At 71.5% G+C, this 25,454-nt stretch carries 24 protein-coding genes; 6 read left to right on the forward strand and 18 right to left on the reverse strand.

The genetic code is table 11. The features are described 5' to 3' along the window. The first annotated feature begins 135 nt into the window (after positions 1–135). Together AB0L21_RS15675 and AB0L21_RS15680 are read left to right on the forward strand one after the other, a co-directional pair. The gene (locus AB0L21_RS15675) at positions 136–699 is read left to right on the forward strand and encodes a VanZ family protein (protein ID WP_365701670.1); all 564 of its coding nucleotides are present in this window, start codon (positions 136–138) and stop codon (positions 697–699) included. 110 nt (positions 700–809) lie between these two features. Next, positions 810–1,010 (forward strand): PspC domain-containing protein, encoded by a 201-nt coding sequence (locus tag AB0L21_RS15680; protein WP_189817805.1) that lies wholly within the window; start codon positions 810–812, stop codon positions 1,008–1,010. Between the two features lie 54 nt (positions 1,011–1,064). On the opposite strand, the gene AB0L21_RS15685 is transcribed toward AB0L21_RS15680, so the two are convergent. Beyond that, complete coding sequence (locus AB0L21_RS15685) at positions 1,065–2,237, reverse strand: adenosine deaminase (protein ID WP_365784459.1); 1,173 nt, start codon at positions 2,235–2,237, stop codon at positions 1,065–1,067. Between the two features lie 130 nt (positions 2,238–2,367). Between AB0L21_RS15685 and AB0L21_RS15690 the strand changes: the two genes are divergently transcribed. Beyond that, the gene (locus AB0L21_RS15690) at positions 2,368–3,129 is read left to right on the forward strand and encodes an alpha/beta hydrolase (RefSeq protein WP_365701675.1); all 762 of its coding nucleotides are present in this window, start codon (positions 2,368–2,370) and stop codon (positions 3,127–3,129) included. Positions 3,130–3,355: 226 nt separating this feature from the next. Here AB0L21_RS15690 and AB0L21_RS15695 read toward each other — a convergent pair whose 3' ends face one another. Then, positions 3,356–4,309 (reverse strand): LysR substrate-binding domain-containing protein, encoded by a 954-nt coding sequence (locus AB0L21_RS15695; RefSeq protein WP_365698997.1) that lies wholly within the window; start codon positions 4,307–4,309, stop codon positions 3,356–3,358. Positions 4,310–4,371: 62 nt separating this feature from the next. Between AB0L21_RS15695 and AB0L21_RS15700 the strand changes: the two genes are divergently transcribed. After that, the gene (locus tag AB0L21_RS15700) at positions 4,372–5,655 is read left to right on the forward strand and encodes an MFS transporter (protein WP_365784461.1); all 1,284 of its coding nucleotides are present in this window, start codon (positions 4,372–4,374) and stop codon (positions 5,653–5,655) included. A 148-nt stretch (positions 5,656–5,803) separates the two neighbouring features. Further along, positions 5,804–6,817: a sigma-70 family RNA polymerase sigma factor gene (locus AB0L21_RS15705; RefSeq protein WP_365698995.1), complete on the forward strand. Its 1,014-nt coding sequence runs from the start codon at positions 5,804–5,806 to the stop codon at positions 6,815–6,817. On the opposite strand, the gene AB0L21_RS15710 is transcribed toward AB0L21_RS15705, so the two are convergent. From AB0L21_RS15710 to AB0L21_RS15750, 9 genes are all read right to left on the reverse strand, one after another. Beyond that, a complete protein-coding gene (locus AB0L21_RS15710) occupies positions 6,701–7,087 on the reverse strand; it encodes an STAS domain-containing protein (protein ID WP_365784463.1) in 387 nt (128 codons plus the stop codon). The two genes, AB0L21_RS15705 and AB0L21_RS15710, sit on opposite strands and share 117 nt — an antisense overlap. A gap of 207 nt (positions 7,088–7,294) precedes the next feature. Next, a complete protein-coding gene (locus AB0L21_RS15715) occupies positions 7,295–7,879 on the reverse strand; it encodes a Uma2 family endonuclease (protein ID WP_365784465.1) in 585 nt (194 codons plus the stop codon). Positions 7,880–7,974: 95 nt separating this feature from the next. Next, the gene (locus AB0L21_RS15720; RefSeq protein ID WP_365784497.1) at positions 7,975–9,252 is read right to left on the reverse strand and encodes a thymidine phosphorylase; all 1,278 of its coding nucleotides are present in this window, start codon (positions 9,250–9,252) and stop codon (positions 7,975–7,977) included. Positions 9,253–9,332: 80 nt separating this feature from the next. Further along, positions 9,333–9,737 (reverse strand): cytidine deaminase, encoded by a 405-nt coding sequence (locus AB0L21_RS15725; RefSeq protein WP_365698992.1) that lies wholly within the window; start codon positions 9,735–9,737, stop codon positions 9,333–9,335. Then, positions 9,734–11,020, reverse strand: a complete 1,287-nt coding sequence (locus tag AB0L21_RS15730; RefSeq protein WP_365698991.1) for an ABC transporter permease — start codon at positions 11,018–11,020, stop codon at positions 9,734–9,736. The genes AB0L21_RS15725 and AB0L21_RS15730 overlap by 4 nt, the downstream gene beginning before the upstream one ends. Next, positions 11,020–12,147: an ABC transporter permease gene (locus tag AB0L21_RS15735; protein WP_365698990.1), complete on the reverse strand. Its 1,128-nt coding sequence runs from the start codon at positions 12,145–12,147 to the stop codon at positions 11,020–11,022. The genes AB0L21_RS15730 and AB0L21_RS15735 overlap by 1 nt, the downstream gene beginning before the upstream one ends. Continuing rightward, positions 12,144–13,703 carry an ABC transporter ATP-binding protein gene (locus AB0L21_RS15740; protein ID WP_365784499.1) on the reverse strand — a complete coding sequence of 520 codons (1,560 nt, stop codon included), beginning with the start codon at positions 13,701–13,703 and terminating at the stop codon, positions 12,144–12,146. Before AB0L21_RS15740 ends, AB0L21_RS15735 begins: the two co-directional genes overlap by 4 nt. A 163-nt stretch (positions 13,704–13,866) precedes the next feature. Next, positions 13,867–14,931 (reverse strand): BMP family ABC transporter substrate-binding protein, encoded by a 1,065-nt coding sequence (locus tag AB0L21_RS15745; protein ID WP_365698989.1) that lies wholly within the window; start codon positions 14,929–14,931, stop codon positions 13,867–13,869. A gap of 299 nt (positions 14,932–15,230) precedes the next feature. Beyond that, positions 15,231–16,466, reverse strand: a complete 1,236-nt coding sequence (locus AB0L21_RS15750; RefSeq protein WP_365698988.1) for a M20 family metallopeptidase — start codon at positions 16,464–16,466, stop codon at positions 15,231–15,233. Positions 16,467–16,699: 233 nt separating this feature from the next. Here AB0L21_RS15750 and AB0L21_RS15755 point away from each other — a divergent pair, with 233 nt between their 5' ends. Beyond that, positions 16,700–17,353 (forward strand): class I SAM-dependent methyltransferase, encoded by a 654-nt coding sequence (locus tag AB0L21_RS15755; RefSeq protein WP_365784468.1) that lies wholly within the window; start codon positions 16,700–16,702, stop codon positions 17,351–17,353. 28 nt (positions 17,354–17,381) lie between these two features. Here the strand turns inward: AB0L21_RS15755 and AB0L21_RS15760 are convergent, their stop codons facing one another. From AB0L21_RS15760 to AB0L21_RS15790, 7 genes are all read right to left on the reverse strand, one after another. Beyond that, positions 17,382–17,903, reverse strand: a complete 522-nt coding sequence (locus AB0L21_RS15760; RefSeq protein WP_365784470.1) for a hypothetical protein — start codon at positions 17,901–17,903, stop codon at positions 17,382–17,384. A 33-nt stretch (positions 17,904–17,936) separates the two neighbouring features. Continuing rightward, positions 17,937–19,772: an alpha/beta hydrolase gene (locus AB0L21_RS15765; protein ID WP_365784472.1), complete on the reverse strand. Its 1,836-nt coding sequence runs from the start codon at positions 19,770–19,772 to the stop codon at positions 17,937–17,939. A 9-nt stretch (positions 19,773–19,781) separates the two neighbouring features. Further along, entirely contained in the window at positions 19,782–20,228 is a 447-nt protein-coding gene (locus AB0L21_RS15770) for a hypothetical protein (protein ID WP_365784474.1), read from the reverse strand. Positions 20,229–20,375: 147 nt separating this feature from the next. After that, the gene (locus AB0L21_RS15775) at positions 20,376–21,296 is read right to left on the reverse strand and encodes a hypothetical protein (protein WP_365784501.1); all 921 of its coding nucleotides are present in this window, start codon (positions 21,294–21,296) and stop codon (positions 20,376–20,378) included. A gap of 632 nt (positions 21,297–21,928) precedes the next feature. Further along, positions 21,929–22,867 (reverse strand): N-acetylneuraminate synthase family protein, encoded by a 939-nt coding sequence (locus AB0L21_RS15780; RefSeq protein WP_365784475.1) that lies wholly within the window; start codon positions 22,865–22,867, stop codon positions 21,929–21,931. A 12-nt stretch (positions 22,868–22,879) separates the two neighbouring features. After that, complete coding sequence (locus tag AB0L21_RS15785; protein ID WP_365784477.1) at positions 22,880–24,109, reverse strand: N-acylneuraminate cytidylyltransferase; 1,230 nt, start codon at positions 24,107–24,109, stop codon at positions 22,880–22,882. A gap of 23 nt (positions 24,110–24,132) precedes the next feature. Beyond that, positions 24,133–25,452, reverse strand: a complete 1,320-nt coding sequence (locus tag AB0L21_RS15790; RefSeq protein WP_365698980.1) for a DUF6716 putative glycosyltransferase — start codon at positions 25,450–25,452, stop codon at positions 24,133–24,135. Positions 25,453–25,454: the final 2 nt, after the last annotated feature.

Genomic DNA, 25,454 nt, shown 5'->3' on the forward strand with positions numbered 1-25,454 from the left:
GCGCCCTTTCGGGCAGCGCCCGAGCAGCGGGGCTGCGCCAGCGGACCCACCCCCGGCCGGCCACCGCGCACGGCACACAAGCCAAAACGTTTCCACGGCGGAACCAATCGGCCCCACCCCCGCGTCTAGGGGGTCGTGCAGCGTCAAGGCTCCATCGGCGGCAGCGCCGCGATCCGCATCCGTGTGACGGGAGGTGTCCTCCTCGTCGCGCATCTCGCCCTCGTCGCCTGGCTGATGCTGCGCCCCCTGGACGTCCCCTGGGTGATGCCCCCGAATCTGCGCCCACTGGCCGGCATCCGGGCCGACCTGGCGCTGGGCTGGCCCCAGGCGGTCAGACCCCTCGGCGAGGGACTCGCGCTGCTCGCCCCGCTGGGCGTGCTGCTGCCGACGGCGCACGGCAGGCTCACCGTCTCCCCGGTCGCCTCCCTGATCCGTACGGCCGCGGCCGGCGCCCTCGTCTCCCTCGGCATCGCCCTGTTGCAGACCGGCGTGCCGGGCAGGGTCGTGGACGTCGACTCGCTGCTGCTGAACACGGCGGGAGTCGTCCTGGCCCACCTGGCCGTCGTACCGGCGGCCCGCGCCTGGCTGCGACGCCGGGACGCGTGGGAAACCGGCGGGCCCGAGCCGGCGGTCACCGTCCAGGAGGAGCTGTCTCAGGGACGTACCCCGACGATTCCCAGGGTCGGGATCGCCCCTTAGAGTGATGCTTCGCCCCCTTCGTCTCCGTACCGTTGAAGGCAGTTGAGGGGTCCCGCCACCGGGGCCCGCCACCGGCTCGCGAGCGAGCCGACGACCACGGAGGAGCCGACATGACCGCCCTTGCCCGCCCCACCCACGGCCGCGTGATCGGCGGAGTCTGCGCCGGACTGGCCCGGCGCTTCGGCACCTCCGCGACGACGATGCGGGTGATCTTCCTGGTGTCCTGCCTGCTGCCGGGCCCGCAGTTCCTGCTCTACATAGCGCTGTGGCTGCTGCTGCCCTCCGAGGACAAGGCCCGCACCGCCTGGTGAGCCCGGGCGCGGGCCCGAGGTGCGGCGGCAGCCGGGCCCGGCCACGGGCTTCAGCTACGCCTCAGGACCGCCGGAACCGCCGGAACCGCTGCGGGACACGGTCTGCCGGAACAGCCATTCGGATTTCAGCTCGGCATATCCCGGCTTGATCACGTCATTGATCATCGCGAGTCGTTCGTCGAAAGGAATGAACGCCGATTTCATCGCATTGACGGAGAACCACTGCAGATCGTCGAGCGTGTAACCGAACGCCTCGACGAGGTGCTCGAACTCCCGGCTCATGCTGGTGTGCGACATCAGCCGGTTGTCGGTGTTCACGGTGGCCCGGAAGTGCAGCCGGCGCAGCAGCCCGATGGGGTGCTCGGCGTAGGAGGGCGCGGCCCCGGTCTGGAGGTTGGAGCTGGGGCACAGCTCCAACGGGATCCGCTTGTCCCGCACGTAGGAGGCGAGCCGGCCGAGCTTCACCGAGCCGTCCTGGCGGACCTCGATGTCGTCGATGATCCGCACTCCGTGTCCGAGCCGGTCGGCGCCGCACCACTGGAGCGCCTGCCAGATGGACGGCAGCCCGAAGGCCTCGCCGGCGTGGATGGTGAAATGATTGTTCTCGCGCTTGAGGTATTCGAAGGCGTCCAGGTGCCGGGTGGGCGGGTAGCCGGCCTCGGCACCGGCGATGTCGAAGCCGACCACGCCCGAGTCCCGGTAGCGGTTGGCGAGTTCGGCGATCTCCAGGGAGCGGGCGGCGTGCCGCATCGCGGTCAGCAGGGCGCCGACCCGGATGCGGTGGCCGTTCTCCCGGGCGAGCCGCTCCCCCTGCCGGAACCCCTCGTTGACGGCTTCGACGACCTCCTCCAGGGACAGCCCCCGGTCCAGGTGCTGCTCGGGCGCGTACCGCACCTCGGCATAGACGACCCCGTCCTCGGCGAGGTCCTCGGCGCACTCCCGGGCGACCCGGACCAGGGCCTCCTTGGTCTGGAGCACGCCGACGGTGTGCCGGAAGGTCTCCAGGTACCGTTCCAGCGAGCCGGAGTCGGCGGCCTCCTGGAACCAGATGCCCAGCTTGTCCGGGTCGGTCTCGGGAAGGCCGGCGTACCCGGTCTCCCGGGCGAGGTCTACGACGGTGCCCGGGCGGAGCCCGCCGTCGAGATGATCGTGCAGCAGTACCTTGGGCGCCCGGCGGATCTGGTCCGCGGTGGGGGCGTTCCCGGTCGGTGCGGTCTGGCTCGTCATTGCCGCACTCTAACTCCTACGCGCGTAGAGCGCCCGGTGCGCGCGACAGCGGTCGGCACTTTTCCGTCGATACGCAACGGTGACCGCCCGTACGGGTTTCGTACACCGCGCCTTCTGACACTGTTCTGTCATGGGACAGCAAGCGACGCCGGTCCGAACGGCCGGGCTGGGGAAGGCAGTCGGTGCGGAGCCGACGTCGGTGAGCGGAGCGGTGCTGCTGCTCCCCGGCGGGGAGGAGGTCTCCGTCCGCCGGCCGTCCCCTGTCCGGGCGATGACCCTCGTCCGCTCCCTGGGCCGCGCGCTCGCCCGCGCGGGCCGGAGCGAGGGGCTGGCCGTCCATCCCGTGCGGTACCGCTACCGCGGCTGGAACGGCACCGAGGCCCACCTGGCGGCGGATGCCGAGTGGGCCGCCGACGAGGTCGTACGACGGTACGGGGACGTTCCCGTGTGCCTGGTCGGCGTGGACATGGGCGGACGCGCGGCGCTCCGGGCCGGCGGGCACGAGGCGGTCGACTCCGTGGTGGCGCTGGCCCCATGGCTGCCCGAGGAGGACGTCGCCGCGCCGGCCGAGCCGGTGAAACAGCTGGTCGGGCGGCGGGTACTGATCGCCCACGGCACGAACGACGAACGGACCGATCCCGAGCTGTCGTTCCGGTTCGCGGCGCGGGCGAAGAAGGCGAACCGGGACGTGTGCCGGTTCGAAGTGCACTGCGACGGACACGGGTTGCACGGGTACCGGGACGAAGTGCTGTGTCTGACGGTGGATTTCGTGATGGGCGCGCTGTTCGGGCACTCCCTGTCCCGCCCTGTGGAGGACGCGTTGGCCGCGCCGCCGCCGATCGGCTTGAGGATGCCGCTGGCCGCGGGGTTCGGCAAGTCGTTGAAGCGGTAGGGCTGGGCGGTTCGGCTGTGACCGGGGTGCGGGTGCGGTAGTGCCCCTGCTAGGTCCTGTCGTCAAACTCCCGTCGTCCGCCCGGAGGGCGGGCCACGCGGCGTCAGGTGCGTGCTCTCGGCGTGCCGGGCCCCGGCCCTCGTACTGGATGTACTTGGGTCGGGGCCCGGTGCGGCGAGAGTGCGTGCATGGCGTCGCGCGGCAGACGGGAGTTTGACGACAGGGCCTAGGCAGGCAGCAAGTTGCCCCTCCTTGAGAGCAGGAACTTCTTGAACGCGGCCACCGGCGGGGTGTCCGGGCGGTCGGCAGGCCAGGCCACGCCGATCTCCCTCACCGCCCTCGGGGCCGTGACCGTCAGTTCCACCACGCCCGGGCGCGGGACCGTCGGCGGCGGCAGGAGGGCGACACCCAGGCCCGCCGCCACCAGGCCCCGCAGCGTCTCCGCCTCCTCGCCCTCGAAGGCGATGCGGGGCTTGAAGCCGGCCTCGCGGCAGAGGTCGTCCGTGATGCGGCGCAGGCCGTAGCCCGGTTCCAGGGTGACGAAGGTTTCCTCGGCCGCTTCTGCCAGGCGGATGCGCCGGCGGGCCGCCAGCCGGTGGTCCGCGGGGACGACCAGGCGGAGTTTCTGCTCGTCCAGGCGGCGGGCGACCAGGTCGGGGGCGTCGGGGACGGGTGAGGTGAGGCAGAGGTCCAGCTCGCCGGCGCGCAGTCCCTCCAGCATGGCCTCGCCGTAGTTCTGGACGAGGCTGAAGCGCACGCGCGGATGGTCGGCGCGGAAGGCGTGCAGCAGGCCGGGTACGGTTTCGGCGCCCATGGTGTGCAGGAAGCCGAAGGCGACCTTGCCGGTGGCCGGGTCGGCGTCCGCCCGGACCTCCTCGGCGGCGCGCTCGATCTCGGCGAGGGCACGCTCGACGGAGGCGAGGAAGGTGCGGCCGGCGGTGGTCAGGGAGACCGTGCGGCCGTGGCGGGCGAAGAGGTCGACGCCCAGGTCCCGCTCCAGGCGGACCATCGCCCGCGACAGGGTGGACTGCGGGACGTTCAGCTCCTGCGCGGCCCGGGTGACGTGCTCGGTGCGGGCCACGCCGGCGAAGTACGCGAGGCGGGGCGCGAGCAACAGCGCCATGTCTTCTGCGTCACTGGACGGTGACAGTCGCGCCTGTGAGCTGTGCTGATGCGCCATGGGAACGATTATGACGATTCCATGCATTGGACGCATGAGAGGGGCCGTCCTACGGTCGAGGCATGTCTCCCGCCAGTACCGGGGCGTCCACCAGCGTGGGCGCCGTTCCGCCCGTCCGTACCTCCGATTCCGACTCCCGGCTGACCCCGGGCGGCCCCGGCTACCGCCGGATGAGCCTCGCCCTGTTCCTCGCCGGAGTCGCGACCTTCGCCCTCCTCTACTCCACCCAGGCCCTGCTGCCGCTGATCTCCGGGGAGTTCGGGGTCGCGGCGAGCGAGGCGAGCTGGACCGTGGCCGCCGCGACCGGCGGGCTGGCGCTGTTCGTCCTGCCGATGAGCGCGCTGTCCGAGCGGTTCGGGCGCCGTACGGTGATGACCGCCTCGCTCGCGGTCGCCGTCACGGTCGGCATGCTGGTGCCCTTCGCGCCCTCGCTCGGCACGCTGGTGGTGCTGCGGGCGGTGCAGGGCGCGGCGCTGGCCGGGCTGCCGGCCTCGGCGCAGGCGTACCTGGCGGAGGAGGTGCGGCCGAAGGCGCTGGTCACGGCGATCGGGCTGTTCGTGGCGGGCAACAGCGTGGGCGGCATGAGCGGCCGGGTGATCACCGGCTGGGTCGCGCAGGAGTGGGGCTGGCGGGTGTCGGTCGGGGTGATCGGCGCGCTCGCGGTGGCCTGCGCGGTCGCGTTCCGGCTGCTGTTGCCGGCCCCGAAGCACTTCACGGCGGGTTCGCTGCGCCCGCGGGTCCTGCTCGGCACCGTCCGCGGGCACCTCTCCGACCCGCTGCTGCGCCGCCTGTACGCGATCGGCGCGCTGTTCATGACGGTGTTCGGCGGTGTCTACACGGTGATCGGCTACCGGCTGACGGCGGCGCCGTTCGGGCTGCCGCAGGGCATCGTGGGTTCGATCTTCCTGGTCTACCTGGTGGGTACGGTCTCCGCGTCGGCCGCGGGCCGGCTGGTGGGCCGGTTCGGCCGCCGGGGCGCCCTGTATCTGGCGGGCGGTACGACGGCGGCGGGACTGCTGCTGTCCCTGACCGCCTCCCTGGTGCTGGTCCTGGCGGGCCTGGTGCTGATCACGGCGGGCTTCTTCGCCGGGCACGCGGTGGCTTCCTCCGCGGTCAGCAAGACGGCCACGCACGGCCGGGCCCAGGCGTCGGCGCTGTACCAGTCCGCGTACTACGTCGGCTCCAGCGTCGGCAGTACGGTCGGCGCGCTGGCCTTCCACGCGAACGGCTGGACGGGCACGGTCGGCGTCGGCCTCCTCGCGGTCCTCGGTGTCGTCACGATCACCGTCCTCGGCTCGCGGGCGGCCCGGGTGGCGGCCCGGCGGGAGCCGGTGGGCGCGCACTGAGCCGGCGCACGCCGCTCGGCTTCCGCAAGCAACCGTTCTGAGCTGGGCTTTTCCCCACTCCGGGGGCCATTGTCAGTGGGCTGCGGTAGCTTCCCAAGTGCTGGGGCGCGAAGGCGCGCTACAGGACGGCCACAGGGGTGGGTGGACGATGGGCAACAGCACGGCGACGGCCGATCTGGACGTCGCACTGGAGAAGCACCGGACCGAGCTGACCGGGTACTGCTACCGGATGCTCGGCTCTTCCTTCGAGGCCGAGGACGCGGTGCAGGACACCCTGGTGCGGGCCTGGCGGAGCTACGACAAGTTCGAGGGCCGTTCCAGCCTGCGCTCGTGGCTGTACCGGATCGCGACGAACGTGTGCCTGGACATGCTGGCGGCGGGCAGCAAGCGGGCCCGGCCGATGGACCTGTCGGAGGCGACCCCGCTCGCGCAGGCGGCGCTCTCCCCGCGCCCGGACAACACCTGGCTGGAGCCGATGCCGGACGCGCGCGTGCTGCCGACCGTGGAGGACCCGGCGGAGGCGGCGGTCGCCAAGGAGTCGGTCCGGCTCGCCTTCATGGCGACCCTGCAGCAGCTGCCGCCCAAGCAGCGGGCGGTGCTGATCCTGCGGGAGGTGCTGGCCTGGAAGGCGAGCGAGGTGGCCGAGCTGCTGGACACCACGGTCGCCTCGGTGAACAGCGCCTTGCAGCGGGCGCGGGCCACGCTCGCCGAGCGCGGGGACACGGGCGCCGAGGGGGCGGTGTCCGATCCGCTGGACGAGGAGCAGCAGAAGCTGCTGGAGCGTTACGTCAAGGCGTTCGAGGGCTATGACATGACGGCGCTGACGGCGCTGCTGCACGAGGACGCCGTCATGACGATGCCGCCGTTCGACCTGTGGCTGCGCGGCACCGCGGACATCACCGGCTTCATGACCACCCTGGGCGCCTCCTGCGCCGGTTCCCGGCTGCTGCCGGTCCAGGCCAACGGCCTGCCGGGCTTCGCGCACTACAAGCCGGACCCGGAGAACGGCGGGTTCACTCCGTGGGCGGTGCAGGTGCTGGAGATCTCAGACGGCCGGATCACCGGATTCCACTGCTTCCTCGACACCCAGCGCTGGTTCCCGCTCTTCGGCCTGCCCCTCCACCTGGAAGCGGAGTCCGACGAGGTCGAGAAGGGCGTGTAGCGCGGGGTCGGGGTCCCGCAGCCGTATCCGCCCGCCGGCCCGGCGGGCGGTCAGCTCCAGCCGGGCCAGCAGGTCGACGGCCGCCAGTCCCGGCGGCCCGAGCCCGCCCACGTCACAGACGACCACCCCGGTCCCGCCGGCCTCCAGCAGCGCCCGCACATCGGCACACAGCCCCGGCACATCGTCCCGACGCACGTGCCCGGGCAGCACCAGCACGGCGGGGGTCTCGGCATCCACGTGCGGTAGACCGGCGGGGCGGACGGAACTCATCGGGGGCGGTGGCGGGCTGCGGTGCCGGTCCGGCCGGCGGAGATCACATTGACCGGTTTCCGGTCCGCCCCGCAGGGTTGGCCCTGTGGCGGGGGTGCTGAGCGGGTTCGCGGTGATCGCGGTCGTCATCGGGGTGGGCTATGTGCTCGGGCGGCGCCGGACTGCCGGTGCTGGTGGGGGTGGCGGCGGTGTTGGGCTGACGCCGGGTCAGTCGACGGGGAACTCGCCGGTGTCGATGGTGAGGCCGAACGGTTCCGGCAGCTCGATGAGATCGCCGAACTTGACCGCCTTGAGGACCCGGTAGACGTCGCCCTTCGGCTCGCCGTAGAGCGTCGCGGTGGGGCCTCCGGGGGCCCAGCGGTCGATCAGGAGGTACAACGGGATACCGGCGGTGGCGTAGGCGGCGGGCTTGCTGACGCGATCGTGGCCGGCGTTGGACTTGGAGGTGACCTCGACGACGAGTTCGGCGAGGGCGGCGGGGAGGTGGGAGTCCGACTCGGGATGCTCCGGCACCGGCGCAACCACCAGGTCAGGGATGAGCATGCCCAGCCGTGACGGCACGGCGATGGCCAGTGTCTGGAAGATTTCCCAGTCCTCGGGGATCACGGAGTAGAGGCGACGCTGGATGCGGGCCGCGATCACGTTGTGACGAAACGCGGGAGCAGGTGACACGGTGATGATCCCCTCGATGATCTCCACCTTGCTGCCCTCCGGCCATTCCATCTCCTCCCAGTACCGGACGAGGTCGTCCCAGTTCTGGTCGGGGTCCTGGCTGACGGTGAGTGCGCTCACGGCGGTCTCCTATCGGTGCGTCACCGATCCCAGCATGCCGAACGGGACCGGCGGCGGTCCACCGATCCCGTTCACCCGAGTGAGGAAAGCCCAGGTCAGGCGATACGTTCCCGCACCACGGGCGACGCCGTGAAGGCCGTGCCCGGGGCCGCGATGTCGTAGGAGCCCGCCACCGCCTGGAGCGCGTAGTCGAAGCGCTCCGGGGTGTCGGTGTGCAGGGTCAGCAGGGGCTGGCCCTTGGTCACCGTGTCGCCCGGCTTGGCGTGCAGCTCGATGCCCGCGCCCGCCTGCACCGGGTCCTCCTTGCGGGCTCGGCCGGCGCCGAGCCGCCAGGCGCCGACCCCGATGTCGTACGCGTCCAGACGGGTCAGGACACCGGAGGACGGGGCCTTGACGACGTGCTGCTCCTTCGCCGTGGGCAGCGGGGCGTCCGGGTCGCCGCCCTGCGCCGCGATCATCCGGCGCCAGACGTCCATCGCCGAGCCGTCGGCGAGGGCCTTCGCCGGGTCGGCGTCCTTCACCCCGGCCGCGTCGAGCATCTCGCGGGCCAGGGCGATGGTCAGTTCCACGACGTCCGCGGGGCCGCCGCCGGCCAGGACCTCGACCGACTCGCGGACCTCCAGGGCGTTGCCCGCCGTGAGGCCGAGCGGGGTGGACATGTCCGTCAGGAGCGCGACCGTCTTCACGCCGTGGTCGGTGCCGAGGCCGACCATCGTGGAGGCCAGCTCGCGGGCGTCCTCGATCGTCTTCATGAAGGCGCCCGTGCCCACCTTCACGTCCAGGACCAGGGAGCCGGTGCCCTCGGCGATCTTCTTCGACATGATCGAGGAGGCGATCAGGGGGATCGCCTCGACCGTGCCGGTGACGTCGCGCAGGGCGTAGAGCTTCTTGTCGGCGGGGGCCAGTCCGTCGCCCGCCGCACAGATCACCGCGCCCGTGGTGTCCAGGACGTTCAGCATCTCCTCGTTGGAGAGCAGCGCGCGCCAGCCGGGGATCGACTCCAGCTTGTCCAGGGTGCCGCCGGTGTGGCCGAGGCCCCGGCCGGAGAGCTGGGGGACGGCCGCGCCGCAGGCGGCGACGAGCGGGGCCAGCGGGAGGGTGATCTTGTCGCCGACGCCGCCCGTGGAGTGCTTGTCGGCCGTCGGGCGGGACAGCGAGGAGAAGTCCATGCGCTCACCGGAGGCGATCATGGCCGCGGTCCAGCGGGCGATCTCACGGCGGTTCATGCCGTTCAGCAGGATCGCCATGGCGAGCGCGGACATCTGCTCGTCGGCGACCTCGCCCCGGGTGTACGCGTCGATGACCCAGTCGATCTGCTCGTCGGTCAGCTCACCGCGGTCCCGCTTGGTGCGGATGACGGAGATGGCGTCCATGGCCATGGCGGGTGTGGTTCCTTCCGGGAAGTGCGAAGTGCGCGGCCCCCCTGCGAGCGGGGCAGGGGGGCCGTACGGCATTACGGGGTGAGATGGTCCGGGCCGAAGGCCTGGGGCAGCATCTCGGAGAGCGGGAGGACGCCCGCCGGGGTGTCCAGCAACAGGTCCGGGCCGCCGAACTCGTAGAGCAGCTGGCGGCACCGGCCGCACGGGACCAGCAGGGCGCCGGTGCCGTCGACGCAGGTGAAGTGCGTCAGCCGGCCGCCGCCCGTGCGCTGGAGCTGGGAGACGAGGCCGCACTCGGCGCACAGGCCGAGGCCGTAGGAGGCGTTCTCGACGTTGCAGCCGGTGACCGTGCGGCCGTCGTCGACCAGGGCGGCCACGCCGACCGGGTAGCCGGAGTAGGGGGCGTAGGCGTGGGTCATGGCCTCCCGTGCCTCGGCGCGCAGGGCCTCCCAGTCGAAGTCGGCGGCTCGCCCGGTCACTTGCCCTGGCCCTTCCGGTAGCGCATGCCGTCCGCCTTCGGCATCCGCAGGCGCTGCGCGGACAGCGACAGCACCAGCAGCGTGACGACGTACGGGGTGGCACCGACGAAGTCGCTGGGGACCTCGTCGGTGAGCAGGTACCAGACCAGGACCAGCGCGGCCATGACGGCGCTGACCACGCCCTGCACCAGGGCCTTCTTGTAGAGCTTCCAGCCGGCCAGCAGCGCGAGCAGGACGACCAGCAGCAGGAGCAGGGCGTGGACGGTCACGCCGCCGTTGCGCAGCTGGAGCGCGTCCGAGTAGCCGAACAGGCCGGCGCCCATGGCGAGGCCGCCGGGGCGCCAGTTGCCGAAGATCATGGCGGCGAGACCGATGTAGCCGCGGCCGCCGGTCTGGCCCTCCAGGTAGGTGTGCGAGGTGACCAGCGCGAGGAAGGCGCCGCCGAGGCCGGCGAGGCCGCCGGAGACGGCCACGGCCGCGTACTTGTACTGGTAGACGTTGACGCCGAGGGACTCGGCGGCGACCGGGTTCTCACCGCAGGAGCGCAGCCGCAGCCCGAACGGGGTGCGCCACAGCAGCCACCAGCTGCCGACGAACAGCAGCACGGCGATGATCGTCACCACCGACAGGTTGGTGATCAGGCCGCCGATGATGCCGGCGAGGTCGGAGACCAGGAACCAGTGGTGCTTCTCGATCGACGCGAGGCTGTCCGAGAGGCCGGGGACGGTGACGTGGGGCAGTGTGTCCGCGGGCGGGGACTGCTTGGGGTTGCCGCCCGCCTCTGCGGCCTTGCCGTCGGCGAAGAACAGCTTGGCCAGGTACTGGGTGGCACCGAGCGCGAGCAGGTTGACGGCGACACCGGAGACGATGTGGTCGACGCCGAAGGTGACGGTGGCGACGGCGTGCACCAGGCCGCCGAGGACGCCGAAGGCGATGCCGCACACCAGGCCGAGCCAGGGGCTGGTCTGCCAGCCGATCCAGCCGGCGCCGAAGGTGCCGAGGATCATCATGCCTTCGAGGCCGATGTTGACCACGCCGGCCCGCTCCGACCACAGGCCCGCGAGTCCGGCGAGTCCGATCGGTACGGCGAGGCCGAGGGCGGCGGCGACCTGGCCCGCGGAGTCGAGCTGGTTGGCTCCGGTGATCACGCGGACGGCGGCGACGAGCAGCAGCGCACCCGCGACGATCATGAGGACGAGGCCGAGGGAGCGGCCGGAGCGCTGCGGCGCGTCCGCCGCCTTGGGAGCCGCCGGCGGCGGCGCGTCGGTCATCGTGGCAGTCATCACGCCACCTCCTGCTTCTTCGTCGGGGCGGCGGCCTGGGCGGCGAGTTCGGCGCCGACGCGCTGCTGCTGGCGCTTCATGCCGTAGCGGCGTACGACCTCGTAGGCGATGACGACGCACAGCACGATGACGCCCTGGATGACGCCGAGGATTTCCTTGTCGTAGCCCTGGAATTCCAGGTGGTTGGTGGTGCGCTCCAGGAAGCCCCAGAGCAGCGCGCCGAGCGCGATGCCGACCGGGTGGTTGCGGCCGAGCAGGGCGATGGCGATGCCGGTGAAGCCGATGCCGGCCGGGAAGTCGTTGCTGAACTGGTGGCTGTCGTTCAGCAGGGTCGGCATGCCGATCAGGCCGGCCACCGCACCCGAGATGATCATGCTGGTGGCGACCATCTTCTTCACCCCGACGCCGCTCGCGGCGGCGGCGGTCTCGGACTGGCCGACGGTGCGCAGGTCGAAGCCGAACCGGGTGCGGCCGAGCACGAACCAGTACGCGACGCCGACGAGCACGGCGACGACGATGAAGCCCCACAGCTCGCCGGCCGGGCCGGTGTCGAAGCTGAAGAAGTAGGAGGACGACGGCAGCGGCTTGGTGGAGACGAGGGTGCCGGCCTGGTCCAGCTGGCCGAGCTTGCCGGGCTGGAGCAGGTAGGCGATGACCGCGGTGGCGATGGAGTTCAGCATGATGGTCGAGATGACCTCGCTGACGCCCCGGGTCACCTTGAGGACGCCGGCAATGGCCGCCCACAGGGCGCCGGTCGCCATGGCACAGATGATGATCAGCGGGACGGCGAGCCAGCCGGGCACGGTGAGCGCCCCGCCGAGGACCGCGGCGATGAACGCGGCGAGCCGGTACTGGCCGTCGACACCGATGTTGAACAGGTTCATGCGGAAGCCGATGGCCACCGCGACACCCGCGAGGTAGTACGTCGTCGCCTTGTTCAGGATGTAGACCTGGCTGTCGCTGGCGAAGCCGTAGGTCACCATGTCGCTGAAGGCGTCGCCGGGGTTCTTGCCGGTCGCGAGGATCACCACGGTGGTGACGACGAGCGCGGCGACGACCGCCAGCAGGGGCGCGGCCACGCCGAGGAGCAGCCGCTCCTTGTCGATCCGTGAGGTCAGCTTGTTCATCGCTCGTCGTCCTCTGTGTGCTCCAGGTGGCCGGTGGCCGCACCCGTCATGGCGGAGCCCAGCTCTTCGGGGGTGATCGTGGCGGGGTCGGCGTCGGCGACCAGACGGCCGCGGTACATCACCCGCAGGGTGTCGGAGAGCCCGATCAGCTCGTCCAGGTCCGCGGAGATCAGCAGCACGGCCAGTCCCTCGCGGCGGGCCTCGCGGATGTAGTCCCAGATGGCGGCCTGCGCGCCGACGTCCACACCGCGGGTGGGGTGGGCGGCGATGAGCAGCTTGGGGTGGTGGCTCATCTCCCGGCCGACGATCAGCTTCTGCTGGTTGCCGCCGGACAGGGAGGCGGCGGTGACGTCGATGCCGGGAGTGCGGACGTCGTAGGCCTCGACGATGCGCTGGGTGTCGGCGCGGGCGGCCTTGAGGTCGAGCAGTCCGCCGCGCGAGTTGGGCCTCTCGGTGACGTGCCCGAGGATGCGGTTCTCCCACAGCGGGGCTTCCAGCAGCAGGCCGTGGCGGTGGCGGTCCTCGGGGATGTAGCCGATGCCGGACTCGCGGCGGTCGCGGGTCGGGGCGTGGGAGATGTCGGTGCCGTCGAGGGTGACGACGCCGGCGTCGGGCCGGCGCATGCCCATGATCGCCTCGACCAGTTCGGACTGGCCGTTGCCCTCCACGCCGGCGATGCCGAGGACCTCGCCCTTGTGGATGGTGAAGGAGATCTCGTCCAGGATGATCCGCTCGATGCCGTCGAGGTCGGTCTGCGCGAGGTGCAGGCCCTCCACCGTGAGCATCGGGACGTCCGTGACCGTGGACTCCTGGGTCTCCGGGGTGGGCAGCTCGCTGCCGACCATCAGCTCGGCGAGCTGCTTGGGGGTGGTGCCGCGCGGGTCGACGGTGCCGACGGTGGTGCCGCGCCGGATGACGGTGATCTCGTCGGCGACGGAGAGCACCTCGCCCAGCTTGTGCGAGATGAAGATGACGGTGAGGCCCTCGGCCTTGAGTTCGCGCAGGTTGTCGAAGAGGGCGTCGACCTCCTGCGGCACGAGGACGGCGGTCGGTTCGTCCAGGATGAGGGTCTTGGCGCCGCGGTAGAGGACCTTGAGGATCTCCACGCGCTGGCGGTCGGCGACGCCGAGTTCCTCGACCAGGGCGTCGGGCCGGACGCCCAGTCCGTAGGCGTCGGAGATCTCCTTGATCCGGGCGCGTGCCTTGCCCCCGATGCCGTGCAGCTTCTCCGCGCCGAGGACGACGTTCTCCAGGACGGTGAGGTTGTCGGCGAGCATGAAGTGCTGGTGCACCATGCCGATGCCGCGGGCGATGGCGTCGCCGGGGTTGTGGAAGACGACCTGTTCGCCACCCACGGTGATGGTGCCCTCGTCCGGCTGCTGCATGCCGTAGAGGATCTTCATCAGGGTGGACTTGCCGGCGCCGTTCTCACCGCACAGGGCGTGGACGGTGCCCGTGCGGACCGTGATGTCGATGTCGCGGTTGGCGACGACGCCGGGGAAACGCTTGGTGATGCCGCGCAGTTCGACGGCAGCGGGAGGGCTGGACGCGTTGATGGCGCACTCTCCTCGGGGAAAGGGGCTGCGGGGAGGGGGCAGGCGTCGGCGACGCTAGCGCGGCAACTCCGTGCTACACGCGTAGAGTTGACACATTGTTATGGCTCGGCGGGGGCTGCGAAGGGAGCCCCCGCCGAGCCGGGGTCCGACGGGACCCATCAGGTCACGGGGTGGTCTTGACCTTGATCGAGCCGTCGACGATCTTCTTCTGCGCCGCGTCCAGCTTGGCCTTGATGTCGTCGATGAAGCCACCGCTGGTGGCCAGCGAGACGCCGTCCTTGGCGAGCGAGTAGGTGTTGGTGCCGTTCAGCGGCTTGCCGTCGTGGACCGACTTGACCAGGTCGTAGACACCGACGTCGACGTTCTTGACGACCGAGGTCAGGATCGAGTTCTTGTACTTGGCCAGACCCGGGATGCTGTACTGGTCCGAGTCCACGCCGATGGCCCAGGCGCCCTTCTTGCCGGCCACGGCCTCGATGGCGCCGTTGCCGGAGGAGCCGGCCGCCGTGTAGACGACGTCCGCGCCGTTGTCGAGCATGCCCTGCGCGGCCTCCTTGCCCTTGTCGGGGCTGGCGAAGCCGGAGGTGTCCGAGCCGTGGGACAGGTACTGCGTGTCGACCTTGATCTTCGGGTTGGTGTCCTTGACGCCCTGGACGTAACCCGCCTCGAACTTCTTGATCAGCGGGACGTCGACACCACCGATGAAGCCGACGTGCTTCGTCTTGGTCTTCAGCGCGGCGGCGACACCGGCCAGGTAGGAGCCCTGCTCCTCGGTGAAGGTGATGCTGTCGACGTTCTTGCCGTTCACCACCGAGTCGACGATGCCGAAGGTGGTCTTCGGATACTTCGCGGCGACCTTGGTCATCGAGGCGGCGTAGGCGTAGCCGACACCGATGACGGGGTTGTAGCCGGCGTCGGCCAGGTCGGACAGGCGCTGCTCGCGGTCGGCCTCGGTGTCCGAGGTCTTCGCGGTCAGCTCCTTGACGTCGCCGCCGAACTCCTTCTCGGCCTTGTCGACACCGCGCGCGGCGGAGTCGTTGAACGAGCGGTCGCCACGGCCGCCGACGTCGAAGGCGAGACCGACCTTGACGCCCTTGCCGCCGCCCGAGGCGGACGAGGCGGACGAGCCGGACTCGTTATCGGAGGAGGTGCTGCCACAGGCAGTGGCAGTCAGTGCGAGTGCTGCGGACGCGAGACACGCAGCGGAAAGCTTGGCTACCCGGCGCACGGGAAGGCTCCTTCACCTGACCTGAGCGCCTTGGCGGCGCTTGATGTGAGCACCATGCCAGTGCTCCAGCCGAGACGCCCCGGCGGCGTCGGCTTCGCGGCATCGTAACGCGCGTAGATGTCGCAAAAAACCCTCTCGGGAAGCCGTTATCGATTCGAGGCAAACACTGCCTGAACTCGGTGTCTTGGTCCTCTCACACAGCTGTTGCGGACAGTGCACGATTGGCTTGCATCCGTGTTGCGCCGGACCGGACAGCGGCCCCCGGAGCCCCGGGAAGGGGCTCACAGGGGGCCGTCCGCTCAGCTCTGCGACCCGTTGACGTCCAGGAACGCGGCGGCGGTGAACATCTCCACACCCACCGTGATCGCATGCTCGTCGGCGTCGAAATCGCCCTGGTGGAGATCGCGCACCGTGCGCTCACCGGGCCGGCGCACCCCGAGCCGGGCCATGGCGCCCGGGACGTGCTCCAGGTACCAGGAGAAGTCCTCGCCGCCGAGGCTCTGCTCGGTGCTCTCCACGGACTTCATGCCGCGCCGGGCGACCATGGCCCGGCGCAGCAGCTCGGTCGACTCCCGGTCGTTGACGACCGGCGGCACCCCGCGCACATAGGTGATCTCGGACTTGGCCCGGTGCAGCGTGGCGACCTCGTCGATCGCCGCGTGCACGATGTCGGGGGCCTGCCGCCAGGCCTCCAGGTCCAGCAGGCGCACGGTCCCGGACAGCTCCGCGTGCTGCGGGATCACGTTCGGGGCGTGGCCGGACTCGATGCGGCCCCAGGTGAGGGCGAGACCGGCGCGGGTGTCGAGCCGGCGGGCGATCAGCGCGGGGACGTCCACGGCGACCCGGGCCGCGGCGGTGACCAGGTCGGTGGTCAGGTGGGGGCGGGCGGTGTGCCCGCCGGGGCCGTCGAGCGCGATCTCCAGGCGGTCGCAGGCGCTGGTGATCGGCCCGTGCCGCAGCCCGACCTTCCCGGCCTCCACCTTGGGGTCGCAGTGCACCGCGAGGATGCGGCCCACGCCGGTCAGCGCGCCGTCCTCGATGGCGTCCAGGGCGCCGCCGGGCAGCACCTCCTCGGCGGGCTGGAAGAGCAGCCGCACCGGGCGGGGCAGCAGGCCCTTGGCGTGCAGGTCGGCGAGGACCAGTCCGGTGCCGAGGACGACGGTGGTGTGCACGTCGTGACCGCACGCGTGCGCCCGGTCCGGCACGGTCGACCGGTACGGGCAGTCGCTCTTGGTGTCCGGGATGGGCAGGGCGTCGATGTCGGCGCGCAGGGCCAGCAGGGGGACGGACGGGTGCTCGCCCTCCGCGAGACCGATGTCACAGACGAGTCCCGTTCCCGTGCTCAGGACGCGGGGCTTCAGCCCGGCCTGCTCCAGCCGCTCCTTGATCGCGGCGGTCGTACGGAACTCCTGGTTGCCCAGCTCGGGGTGCATGTGCAGGTCGCGACGGAAGGCGACGAGTTCGGCGTGCAGGGACTCGCTCAGCACGCCGGGGAGCACATCCCCCGGGAGGCCGGCCTCGGACTCTAGGGACATCAATTGCTTCACCCTCTGAAGGGTAGGACGCCCGGCTGGTCAACTACCCCTCGATCAACAAAAGTTCAGCCCGTTAGGGGAATAAAATCTGACCGGCGGACGCATGACGGTGAACTCTGGTGGGTAGAAACTCTGTTTCCTCCTCCACGGATACCACGCCTCGCGGGGGTCACGCGCGCCGTGTCCACGAACCGGACCCCGCCGCGGTCCCCCTCCCGGTAGGGTCCGCCGACGTGAGCGACCCGACCGCGGACTTCCTCCGGACGACCCGTACCTCCTACGACACGATCGCCAGGGACTACAGCGCCCGCTTCCCTCCCGGGGAGATCCACCCGCTGGACCGCGCCCTGATCAGGACCTTCGCCGAGCTGGTCACGGCGAACGGCTCCGCCCCCGTCGCCGACCTGGGCAGCGGGCCCGGGCACATCACCGCGCTGCTGCACGAGCAGGGGGTGCCGGTGTTCGGGGTGGACCTCTCCCCCGCGATGGTGACCCTGGCCCGCGAGGCGTACCCCGCCCTGCGCTTCCACGTCGGTTCGATGACCGCGCTGGACCTGCCCGACGCCACGCTGGGCGGCGTCCTCGCCCTGTACTCGACCATCCACTTGCCCGACGAGGAGCTGCCGACGGCCTTCGCGGAGTTCCACCGCACCCTGGCCCCCGGCGGGCACGCCCTGCTCGGCTTCCAGTCCGGCCCCGAGCCCGGCCGGCTCCACCTGGCCGAGCGGTTCGGCCACGACATCGACCTCGACTACTACTGGCGCACGCCGGAGCAGGTCGCCGAGGCACTGACGGGTGCCGGTCTGGAACTGGTGGCGACGGTACTCCGGGAGCCGGCCGGGGAGGAGACCCGGGCGCGGGGGTTCGTGCTGGCGCGCCGGGGGTGAGGCGGGGGGCGGCGGGGCGGGGCGGGGCCTAGAAGTGCTCGACCTCCTGGCCGTCGGGGACCTGGTAGCAGCCGGAGACCACCATCAGGCTCAGCTTGGGCGGGTTCCTCTTCTTCATCTGGGTGATGTGCACGCCGGCCTTCTGCTCGTCGTTGTCGGCGATCAGAATCAGGTTCTTGTTCTGGCTGGTGTCGGGGCCGTACTGGACGATCTTCCAGCCGTGCTGGGGCAGCCCTTCCTTGAGGTGCTCCATCGCGGCGTCGAGATCGGCCGGCAACGTGGGATAGAAGCTCCACTTGTGGAAGATCCGGAAGTACGTGTCCCGGTCCTTGCCCGCGCACTCCTGGACGCCGGGGCCACCGTCGGAGGCCTTCCCCTTGACTTTGATCAGGTCGTACAGCTGGCTGGACACCTGCTGGATCCGCTCGGCGGCGTCCCGTGACGTGCTGGTACCGGCGGACGGGACGTCGCCGGATTCCGTGCTGGAGCTCATGCTGCATCCGGTGAGAGTGGTGAGGGCGGTGGACAGGAGGAGCGCGACTGCGCTCATACGCTTCATCAAGATCGACGGGCCTCGCTCTGCCTAACGGGTGTACTTCCAGGTGGGAGTCGGTTCCTTCAGCTTCACGTCCTCCGTGTGCCCCGCGACGACCAGCGCCTGGTTGAGCAGGCTGTCGGAGCCCTCGTCCCAGTACCCGCTGTGACCCTTGGTGTCCGTGGTCATCTGATTCGCCCCGAACCGCTCGTCACTGGGCACGGTCCAGGGACCGTCCCAGTCAGTGCCGCCGTGGCCGAAGCGGCCGATGTCGGGTACAACGTCCCCGTCGGCCTCCTCGTTCCAGACGTGGCCCTTGGGCACGTCGAGCTGCTCCGCCTTGGGCACCGTGACGCCGGGGCTGCCCGCGGTGACCACGTCGTCCGCGTTCAGCGTGCCGTGGTCGGCGGCCGAGCCGACGAGGGTGGTGCCGTACGAGTGTCCGATCACGGTGCGGTGTGGCGGGGCCTCACCGGTGTGCGAGGTCTCCAGTCCGTCGAGGAAGCGGTTGAAGGCCGGCGCGCCGTCGTCCGCGTAGTGCCGGAACGGCGAGTCCTTCACGATGTCCTGCGGGGCGTCGTAGCCGAGCCAGGTGATCGTGGAGACTGGCTGCCCGTCGGCCTCGTCGGTGGCCACACGCCAGGTGGCGGTCATCCGGTCGATGTTGCCGCTGATGTTGCTGAGGTTGGACGTCGTGCCCGGCACGTAGACCGCCTGGTGCCGGGCCGTGTCCGGGTCGCCGTTGGCGATGATCGCCCGCCCGTTGCCCTCCGCGCTGAACCCCAGCAGGTACGCCTCAGGCAGGCCCTTGTGGTCCTTGTCAGTGGCCTTGCCGGTGGCGTCGAAGCGGTCCTGAATGCTCTGCATGCCCTTGAGCGACTTGGTGAGGTGGTCGTAGCGCTCGCCGTACTGCTTGTACCAGTCCATCCATTCGTCGGTGTGGACCTTGGACGCCCAGCCGCCGTAGCCGGCGATGTACGTCCACTCGTTGACCGGCGGCTTCGGGATGGAGTTGAGTTCCAGCTGGTAGCGGGCCCGGGTTTCGTCCAGGACGATGCGGTTGGCCTCGTCGCGGACCGTCGAGGGAAGTCCGTCGAGCTTGCCCACGGCGTCCGGGCGGAGGGAGAGCCAGGCCGCGCGCTCCTCGTCGCTGAGGTTCTTCCACCAGGCCGCGTTGTCCTTCGGGCTGCCGTCCTGGGGCGGCTGGGGCAGGGAGTCGAGGTACTTCTTGCCGGCCTCGTTCACCCCGTCCTGGTCGGACCTGGCGTCGGACCAGTCCCGGTCGGACACCACCAGGTCGTCGTCGGCCTTCAGCGCGCGCAGCTTCGGCGCCCACTTGGCGTCCGCGTCCGTGGCCTCCTTCAGCGCGTCCCCGATGCGGTTCGCGAAGCCGATGGCCTTGCCGAAGTTCGGGTTCGGGTGCTGGTGGATGGCCTGCTGCTCGATCGCGTTGGCCGTCGGATCCGTCAAGCTGGTCGAGGGCGACACGGTGCCGCCCTCGGGCACCTTGCCGTCGACCTCCGTGCCGCCGGCCGGGAAGGTGACGGAGCCGTCCGCGCCCACCGTGCACCCGGCTGCCTCGGCATCCGCCAGGGCCGCCTCCAGCTTGCGCTTGGCCGCCGCCATGTCGTACGCGAACCCGTTCAGCGCCGTACTGACCAGGGCGCACTCGGTCTGGACGTAGTGGAAGTTCTCGCCCAGCTCCTTGAGCTCACGCAGGGCCGCGTCGGCCGTCTCGCCCTTCAGCTGGTTGCGGATACCGGCGGAGATCTGGTTCTCGACCGTGTCCTTGGCGGTGCTCGCCATCTCGCTCGTGGCCCGGTATCCGTCGGCCGCCTCCTCGTACTCGGAGGGCTTCAGGGCCTTTAACGTCGCGATGTCCATGAGCCCCCGTCACCGGCCCTTCGCCTGGCCGCCGACGGCCTCGGTGTCGTGGTACTTGGCGCTGATCTTGTCCAGCTCGGCCTTCACATCGGCGTCCGACATCGCGAGGTCGTGCCCGGAGCGCTCCAGCAGTCCGCCCAGTTCACCGCAGCGGCCCTTCACGTCACCGACGTACTTCTTCCAGGACGCGTACAGCTCCTGCTGCGCCGCCGCCGACTGCACGCCCGACGTGTCCCCCAGCCCCGACTGCCCGTCGTCCAGCTTGCCCAGGGCCTGGCCGATGTCGTCCTGCAGGCCCTTGGTGTCCGCGCCGGCCTTCGTCCAGGCCTTCCTGTCCGACTTCAGATCACCGGTCCCGCTACCGCCCGGATCCATCGGAACGTGGTTCAGCTGCATCCCCGTGGAGCCGCGGGCCGCGGCATCCGCCTTCAGTCGCTCCCACTCGTCCCACGCCATGCGTGATGTTCTCCCCGTTTCCCCGATTCCAGCAGGCTTCCGCCGTCTCATGCAGGTCCCGTGCACGAGGTGAAGGAGCCTACCGAGATGTGATGACCGGGCGCCTGAGTATGCGTACTCATACTGCGGTGCCGACGCTGCGGACGGCTACGCCGGGCTCACCGCCGCCAGCCGGTGGACGTCCCGGGCCGTGCCGGTCACGCCGGAGAGGAAGCCCTGGGCGCGGGGGGAGGCGGTGTCGGTGAGCCAGCTCGGGTCGATGTCGCAGACCGCCACGCGCACGCCCGTGCCGGCCAGGGCCAGCGGCAGGGTGTGGACGACGGTGGAGGGGAAGCTGAGGACCGTCCGGCCGATCGGGCCGCGGCGGGCGATCAGTTCCAGCGGGAGGTCCGGGCGGACTATCTCCAGGCCCGTCCCGGCGGCCAGACGGCGCAGTTTCCCGGCGCTCTCGCGGCGGTGGGCGAAGTAGCGGGTGGCGCCGTGGGCCTCGGCCAGGTTCCGGACGGCCTCCAGATAGCGGTCGCCGTCCACGACCCCGGTCTCCACCAGGGAGGTGCCGACCAGGTCGGCGCTCTGCGTGATGCGCGGCGGGCCGAAGCGGGCGCGGGTCCAGGCGAAGTCGTTGGCGGTCACGGTCACGCCGTCCGGGACCTCGGTCACCGGCATGGAGGAGAAGACCTCGACGCGCCGGCGGTCGCTCGGGGTGAGGCGGCGCCGGGCGGAGGAGGAGACCGGTGCGAAGAGCAGGTCTCGGGCGCCGGGCCGGCCGCCCTTGCGGTGCCAGCGGACCAGGCGTTCACCGCGGGCCAGCTGGGCGACGAACTCCATCGTCGCCGTGCCGTCGTCCACGACCACGAGGTCGCGGGCGCGGGTGATGGTCAGCAGCAGCTGTACGTAGCGGGAGAAGGGGTCTCCCATGACGATCCGGTCGGCCCGGCGCAGGGAACCGGCCAGGCCGCCGATGGTGTGGAAGGGCGCGGTCGTGCCGCCCCGCGCCTCTTCCCAGCGCACCCGGTACCCCTCGTCCCGGGCCAGGTCCGCCATGCGGCGCAGCTGGCCCCGGGTCATGGGGTCGGTCGGGGACAGCACGACGACGGTGAGCTCCGCACCGCCCGTCACCGCACCGCCCGCCACCGCCCCGGCCGGCACCGCCCCGGCCGGCAACCGCCGGGCCTGCGCGGGCACGGTGTGCGCGGGCGCAGCCGACGCCGGCCCGGCGTACGCGGGGCCGGCGTACGCCGGGCCGACCTGCGGTGACCCTGGCTGCGTGGGCAGGGCCGGCGCCGACACAGAGGCCGTGGCCGGCCCCGCGCCGCCAGGACCGGACGGCACATCCGGCCCCGCGCCGCCAGGACCGGACAGCACACCCGACCCCGAGCCGCCCCCGCCGGGCGGCGCGTCCGGCCCGGCGTCACCAGAGTCCCGCGGTGCATCCGGCCCCGCGCCGCCGAAGCCCGGCTGCGTGGGGCGTTGCGGGCCGGTCCCGGCCGGCGGGGTGGCCGGGCCTCGGCCGGGCGGGGGCGACGGCACGGACGGGCCGGAAGGCGCGGTGTCGTGCAGGCCGTGCAGGTGTGCCCACTCCAGTACGTTCAGCAGCTGTACCGGGCTCTCCACGAAGGCGAGCGTGCGGGCGGGGTGGCCGGCCTGGCCGGCGCGGGGGCTCATCGGCGTACGACCGTCCCGTCGTAAGTGACCTGGATTCACACCGAGACCGGCTCGCCCGCCGCCGCGGCGATCTCCGCCTCGGCGACGACGCCGGTGACGCGGCGCAGCTTCTTCATCGGGCCGAGTTCGGAGTCGTAGACCTTCTTGACGCCGTCGCCGAGGGAGGCCTCGATGGTGCGGATGTCCCGGACGAGCCGCGTGAGGCCCTGCGGCTCGACCGAGGCGGCCTGGTCGGAGCCCCACATCGCGCGGTCCAGGGTGATGTGGCGCTCGACGAAGGTTGCGCCCAGCGCGACCGCCGCCAGCGTGGTCTGCAGGCCCGTCTCGTGGCCGGAGTAGCCGATCGGGACGTTCGGGTACTCCTTCTCCAGCGTGTTGATCACGCGGAGGTTCAGCTCCTCGGCCTTGGCCGGGTAGGTGGAGGTGGCGTGGCAGAGGAGGATGTTGTCCGAGCCCAGGACCTCCACGGCGTGGCGGATCTGGCGCGGGGTGGACATGCCCGTCGAGAGGATGACGGAGCGGCCCGTGGCGCGCAGGGCGCGCAGCAGCTCGTCGTCCGTCAGGGAGGCGGAGGCCACCTTGTGGGCGGGCACGTCGAACTTCTCCAGGAAGGCGACGGCCTCGGTGTCCCACGGGGAGGCGAACCAGGCGATCCCCTTCTCCTTGCAGTACGCGTCGATCTGGCGGTACTCGTCCTCGCCGAACTCCACCCGGTGGCGGTAGTCGATGTAGGTCATCCGGCCCCAGGGGGTGTCGCGCTCGATGTCCCACTGGTCGCGCGGGGTGCAGATCTCGGGGGTGCGCTTCTGGAACTTCACGGCGTCGCAGCCGGCCTCGGCGGCCACGTCGATCAGCTTGAAGGCGTTCTCCAGCTCACCGTTGTGGTTGATGCCGATCTCGCCGCAGATGTACACGGGCTTGCCGGGGCCGACCTCGCGCGTACCGAAGGTGCGCAGACGGGAGTTGGTGCTCATCAGGGGGTGTCCTTACTTGGGGAGGGAATCGAGAGAGGGGCCGAGGATCCAGCTGGCGATCTCCCGGATCGCGCCGTCACCGCCGGGGACGGTGGTGACCGCGCGTGCGGCGCCGCGTACGACGTCGTGAGCGCTCGCGACCGCCACGGGCCAGCCCACGAGGGCGAAGCACGGCAGGTCGTTGACGTCGTTGCCGACGTAGAGCACGCGCTCCGGCGCGATGCCCTGCTCCTCGCACCACTGCTTCAGCGCGAGGTCTTTCCGGTCGATGCCGTGCAGCACGGGGATCCGCAGCTTCCGTGCGCGGGCGGCGACGACCGGGTTCTGTTCCGTGGACAGGATCAGCAGCTTCAGGCCGCTCCTGCGGAGGGCCGCGATGCCGAGGCCGTCGCCGCGGTGCACGGCGACGAACTCCCGTCCGTCGGAGTCGATCAGCACCCGGTCGTCGGTCTGGGTGCCGTCGAAGTCGAGTACGACCGCGTCCACGTCGTCGGCGGTCGGCAGCGCGCCGGGGCGGTCCGCGTCGAAGAGGGGTGCGAGGGCGCGGGCGCGGGCCAGGTCGTGCGGGTCGTCGATCTCCAGCACCCGGGCCGGGTCGGTGCGGACCAGCTCGGTGTGGCCGAAGAAGCGGTGGTGGTGCTCGCGGAAGCCGGCCGCGTCCATCGCGTAGGCGGCGCCGGTCTCCAGGAAGTCCTGGGGGCGGTCCTGGCGGCGCGGGCGGTAGGACTTGTCGTGGTTGACCCCACGACCGCCCTCGGTGGGCTCGTCGGCCTCCCGCCAGACGAAGCCGTGGAAGGGGGCCACGGTGACGGCGGTGTCGGCGCCGTTCTCGGCGACCGCGGCGGCGACCCCGTCGATGTCCTCGCGGACGAGGAAGGGGCTGGTGCACTGCACGAGCAGGACCACGTCGACGGGGGCGCCGTGCAGCGTCTCGTGGGTGTCCATGGCGTGCAGGACCGCGGCCTCGGAGGTGGCGGTGTCCCCGGCGATGGCGGCGGGCCGCAGCACGACCTCGGCGCCGGCCTCCCGGGCGGCGGCGGCGATGGCCTGGTCGTCGGTGGAGACGACGACGTCGGTCACCAGCCGGCTCGCCCGGCACTCGCGCACCGCGCGGGCCACCAGCGGGACACCGCCCACCGGGGCGAGGTTCTTCGCGGGCACGCCCTTGGAGCCGCCGCGCGCGGGGATCACCGCGAGCACCCGACGGATCGAAGCGCCTGGGCCCGCTGCCGGGTTGGACATGGGGTCTACTCCTTGGGGTGAGGTCACAGCTCGCCCATCCGCCGGATCACGGGGGCGACCCGCTGGACGCCGTGCCGGTAGGCGCCGCGCGCGGCCCGGCGCACGATCTGCCGGACGGGGCCGGGCGTCTTGTCGGCGGCGGGCGCTCCGGGCAGCGGGACGCCGTCGGGGCCGAGGTGGTGGCGGGCGAGGATGCCGGGCAGATAGCCGGGGGCGGTCTCGGGGGTGTAGTAGGGCGTGAGGGGCGGCAGCCCGTCCGGCCGGTCCAGCAGCTGGGCGATGCGTTCGCGGGCGCTGTCGAACGCGGTGGCGTAGGTCCCGTCGGCGCCCACGCCCTGCCGGGCCACCCACTCCTCGTTGGGCACCGGCCGGTGCCCGGCGTCGAGCTGGTCCCAGGAGGCGAGGCAGCCGGAGCCGGTGAAGTGGTGGTTGCCGAGCGCCTCACGGACCCCGAGGTCGGTGAGGACGGCCGTCGGGATACGGCGGTGCAGGGCCTCCAGGGCGGCGGTGGAGCTGACCGTGACCAGCAGGTCGGTGCGGTCCAGCACCTCGCCCATGTGCCCGTACACCAGGCGGAAGTTGGCCGGCAGGTCCTGGCCCTGGGCCAGCTTCTGGTACGGCAGCTCCTCGATGTGGGTGGTGTGCTCGCCGGGCTGGGAGCGCAGCTTGAGCAGCACCTCCCGCCCGGGGTGCTTCCGGGCGTGCTCGATGAGACGGTTCAGCAGGTAGGCGCGGTCCCGGCGGTTGTCCGGCACGGACGGCTGGGCGGCGAACACCACGGTGTACGGCTCGTGTTCGCCGGTGTACGGCTCGCCGCCGAGGAACGGCAGTGCGACCTCGGTGACCGAGGAGGCGTCGGCGCCCACGCCCTCGTACACGGCCCGGAACCGGTCGGCGTCGTGGCGGGAGTTGGCGAGGACGAGGTCCGCGCCGTGCCGCAGCAGCAGCCCGTCGGTGAGCTTCTCGTAGACGACGCCGACATAGCCGGTGACGACCACGGGACGCTTCCCGGAGCCCCAGGCGGCGCGCAGTCCGTGCAGCGTCGCCTGCACACCGCCGCCGACGAGGGCGAGCACGAGGACGTCGTACCGGTTGCCGGGGTCCTCGCTCATCGCGCGCAGGAACTCGACGCCGGTGACCTCGCGCAGGGAGTCGGCCTGGACGCCGACTTCCTTCAGCTGGCGGGCGGTGGGGGTGGCGCGTCCCCGCAGGAGGTAGCCGTCGAGCCGGACCTCGGCAGCCGCGGGAGTCAGGCGCCGCGCGGTGAGCGCGCCCCACTTCCACCGGGTGTCGGAGTCCGCGAGGACGGCGACCCGCAGGGATTTCGTTGCACTTGCTGGCACGC

This window comes from Streptomyces sp. NPDC052721, from assembly GCF_040678315.1.
GTDB lineage: Bacteria > Actinomycetota > Actinomycetes > Streptomycetales > Streptomycetaceae > Streptomyces.

Excerpts from the sequence above, each read along its gene's own strand:
- AB0L21_RS15680 (WP_189817805.1), top strand. The coding sequence starts at position 810 with ATGACCGCCCTTGCCCGCCCCACCCACGGCCGCGTGATCGGCGGAGTC.
- AB0L21_RS15685 (WP_365784459.1), bottom strand. The coding sequence starts at position 2,237 with ATGACGAGCCAGACCGCACCGACCGGGAACGCCCCCACCGCGGACCAG.
- AB0L21_RS15690 (WP_365701675.1), top strand. The coding sequence starts at position 2,368 with ATGGGACAGCAAGCGACGCCGGTCCGAACGGCCGGGCTGGGGAAGGCA.
- AB0L21_RS15695 (WP_365698997.1), bottom strand. The coding sequence starts at position 4,309 with ATGGCGCATCAGCACAGCTCACAGGCGCGACTGTCACCGTCCAGTGAC.
- AB0L21_RS15700 (WP_365784461.1), top strand. The coding sequence starts at position 4,372 with ATGTCTCCCGCCAGTACCGGGGCGTCCACCAGCGTGGGCGCCGTTCCG.
- AB0L21_RS15705 (WP_365698995.1), top strand. The coding sequence starts at position 5,804 with ATGGGCAACAGCACGGCGACGGCCGATCTGGACGTCGCACTGGAGAAG.
- AB0L21_RS15710 (WP_365784463.1), bottom strand. The coding sequence starts at position 7,087 with ATGAGTTCCGTCCGCCCCGCCGGTCTACCGCACGTGGATGCCGAGACC.
- AB0L21_RS15720 (WP_365784497.1), bottom strand. The coding sequence starts at position 9,252 with ATGGACGCCATCTCCGTCATCCGCACCAAGCGGGACCGCGGTGAGCTG.
- AB0L21_RS15730 (WP_365698991.1), bottom strand. The coding sequence starts at position 11,020 with ATGACTGCCACGATGACCGACGCGCCGCCGCCGGCGGCTCCCAAGGCG.
- AB0L21_RS15735 (WP_365698990.1), bottom strand. The coding sequence starts at position 12,147 with ATGAACAAGCTGACCTCACGGATCGACAAGGAGCGGCTGCTCCTCGGC.
- AB0L21_RS15750 (WP_365698988.1), bottom strand. The coding sequence starts at position 16,466 with ATGTCCCTAGAGTCCGAGGCCGGCCTCCCGGGGGATGTGCTCCCCGGC.
- AB0L21_RS15760 (WP_365784470.1), bottom strand. The coding sequence starts at position 17,903 with ATGAGCGCAGTCGCGCTCCTCCTGTCCACCGCCCTCACCACTCTCACC.
- AB0L21_RS15765 (WP_365784472.1), bottom strand. The coding sequence starts at position 19,772 with ATGGACATCGCGACGTTAAAGGCCCTGAAGCCCTCCGAGTACGAGGAG.
- AB0L21_RS15770 (WP_365784474.1), bottom strand. The coding sequence starts at position 20,228 with ATGGCGTGGGACGAGTGGGAGCGACTGAAGGCGGATGCCGCGGCCCGC.
- AB0L21_RS15775 (WP_365784501.1), bottom strand. The coding sequence starts at position 21,296 with ATGACCCGGGGCCAGCTGCGCCGCATGGCGGACCTGGCCCGGGACGAG.
- AB0L21_RS15780 (WP_365784475.1), bottom strand. The coding sequence starts at position 22,867 with ATGAGCACCAACTCCCGTCTGCGCACCTTCGGTACGCGCGAGGTCGGC.
- AB0L21_RS15785 (WP_365784477.1), bottom strand. The coding sequence starts at position 24,109 with ATGTCCAACCCGGCAGCGGGCCCAGGCGCTTCGATCCGTCGGGTGCTC.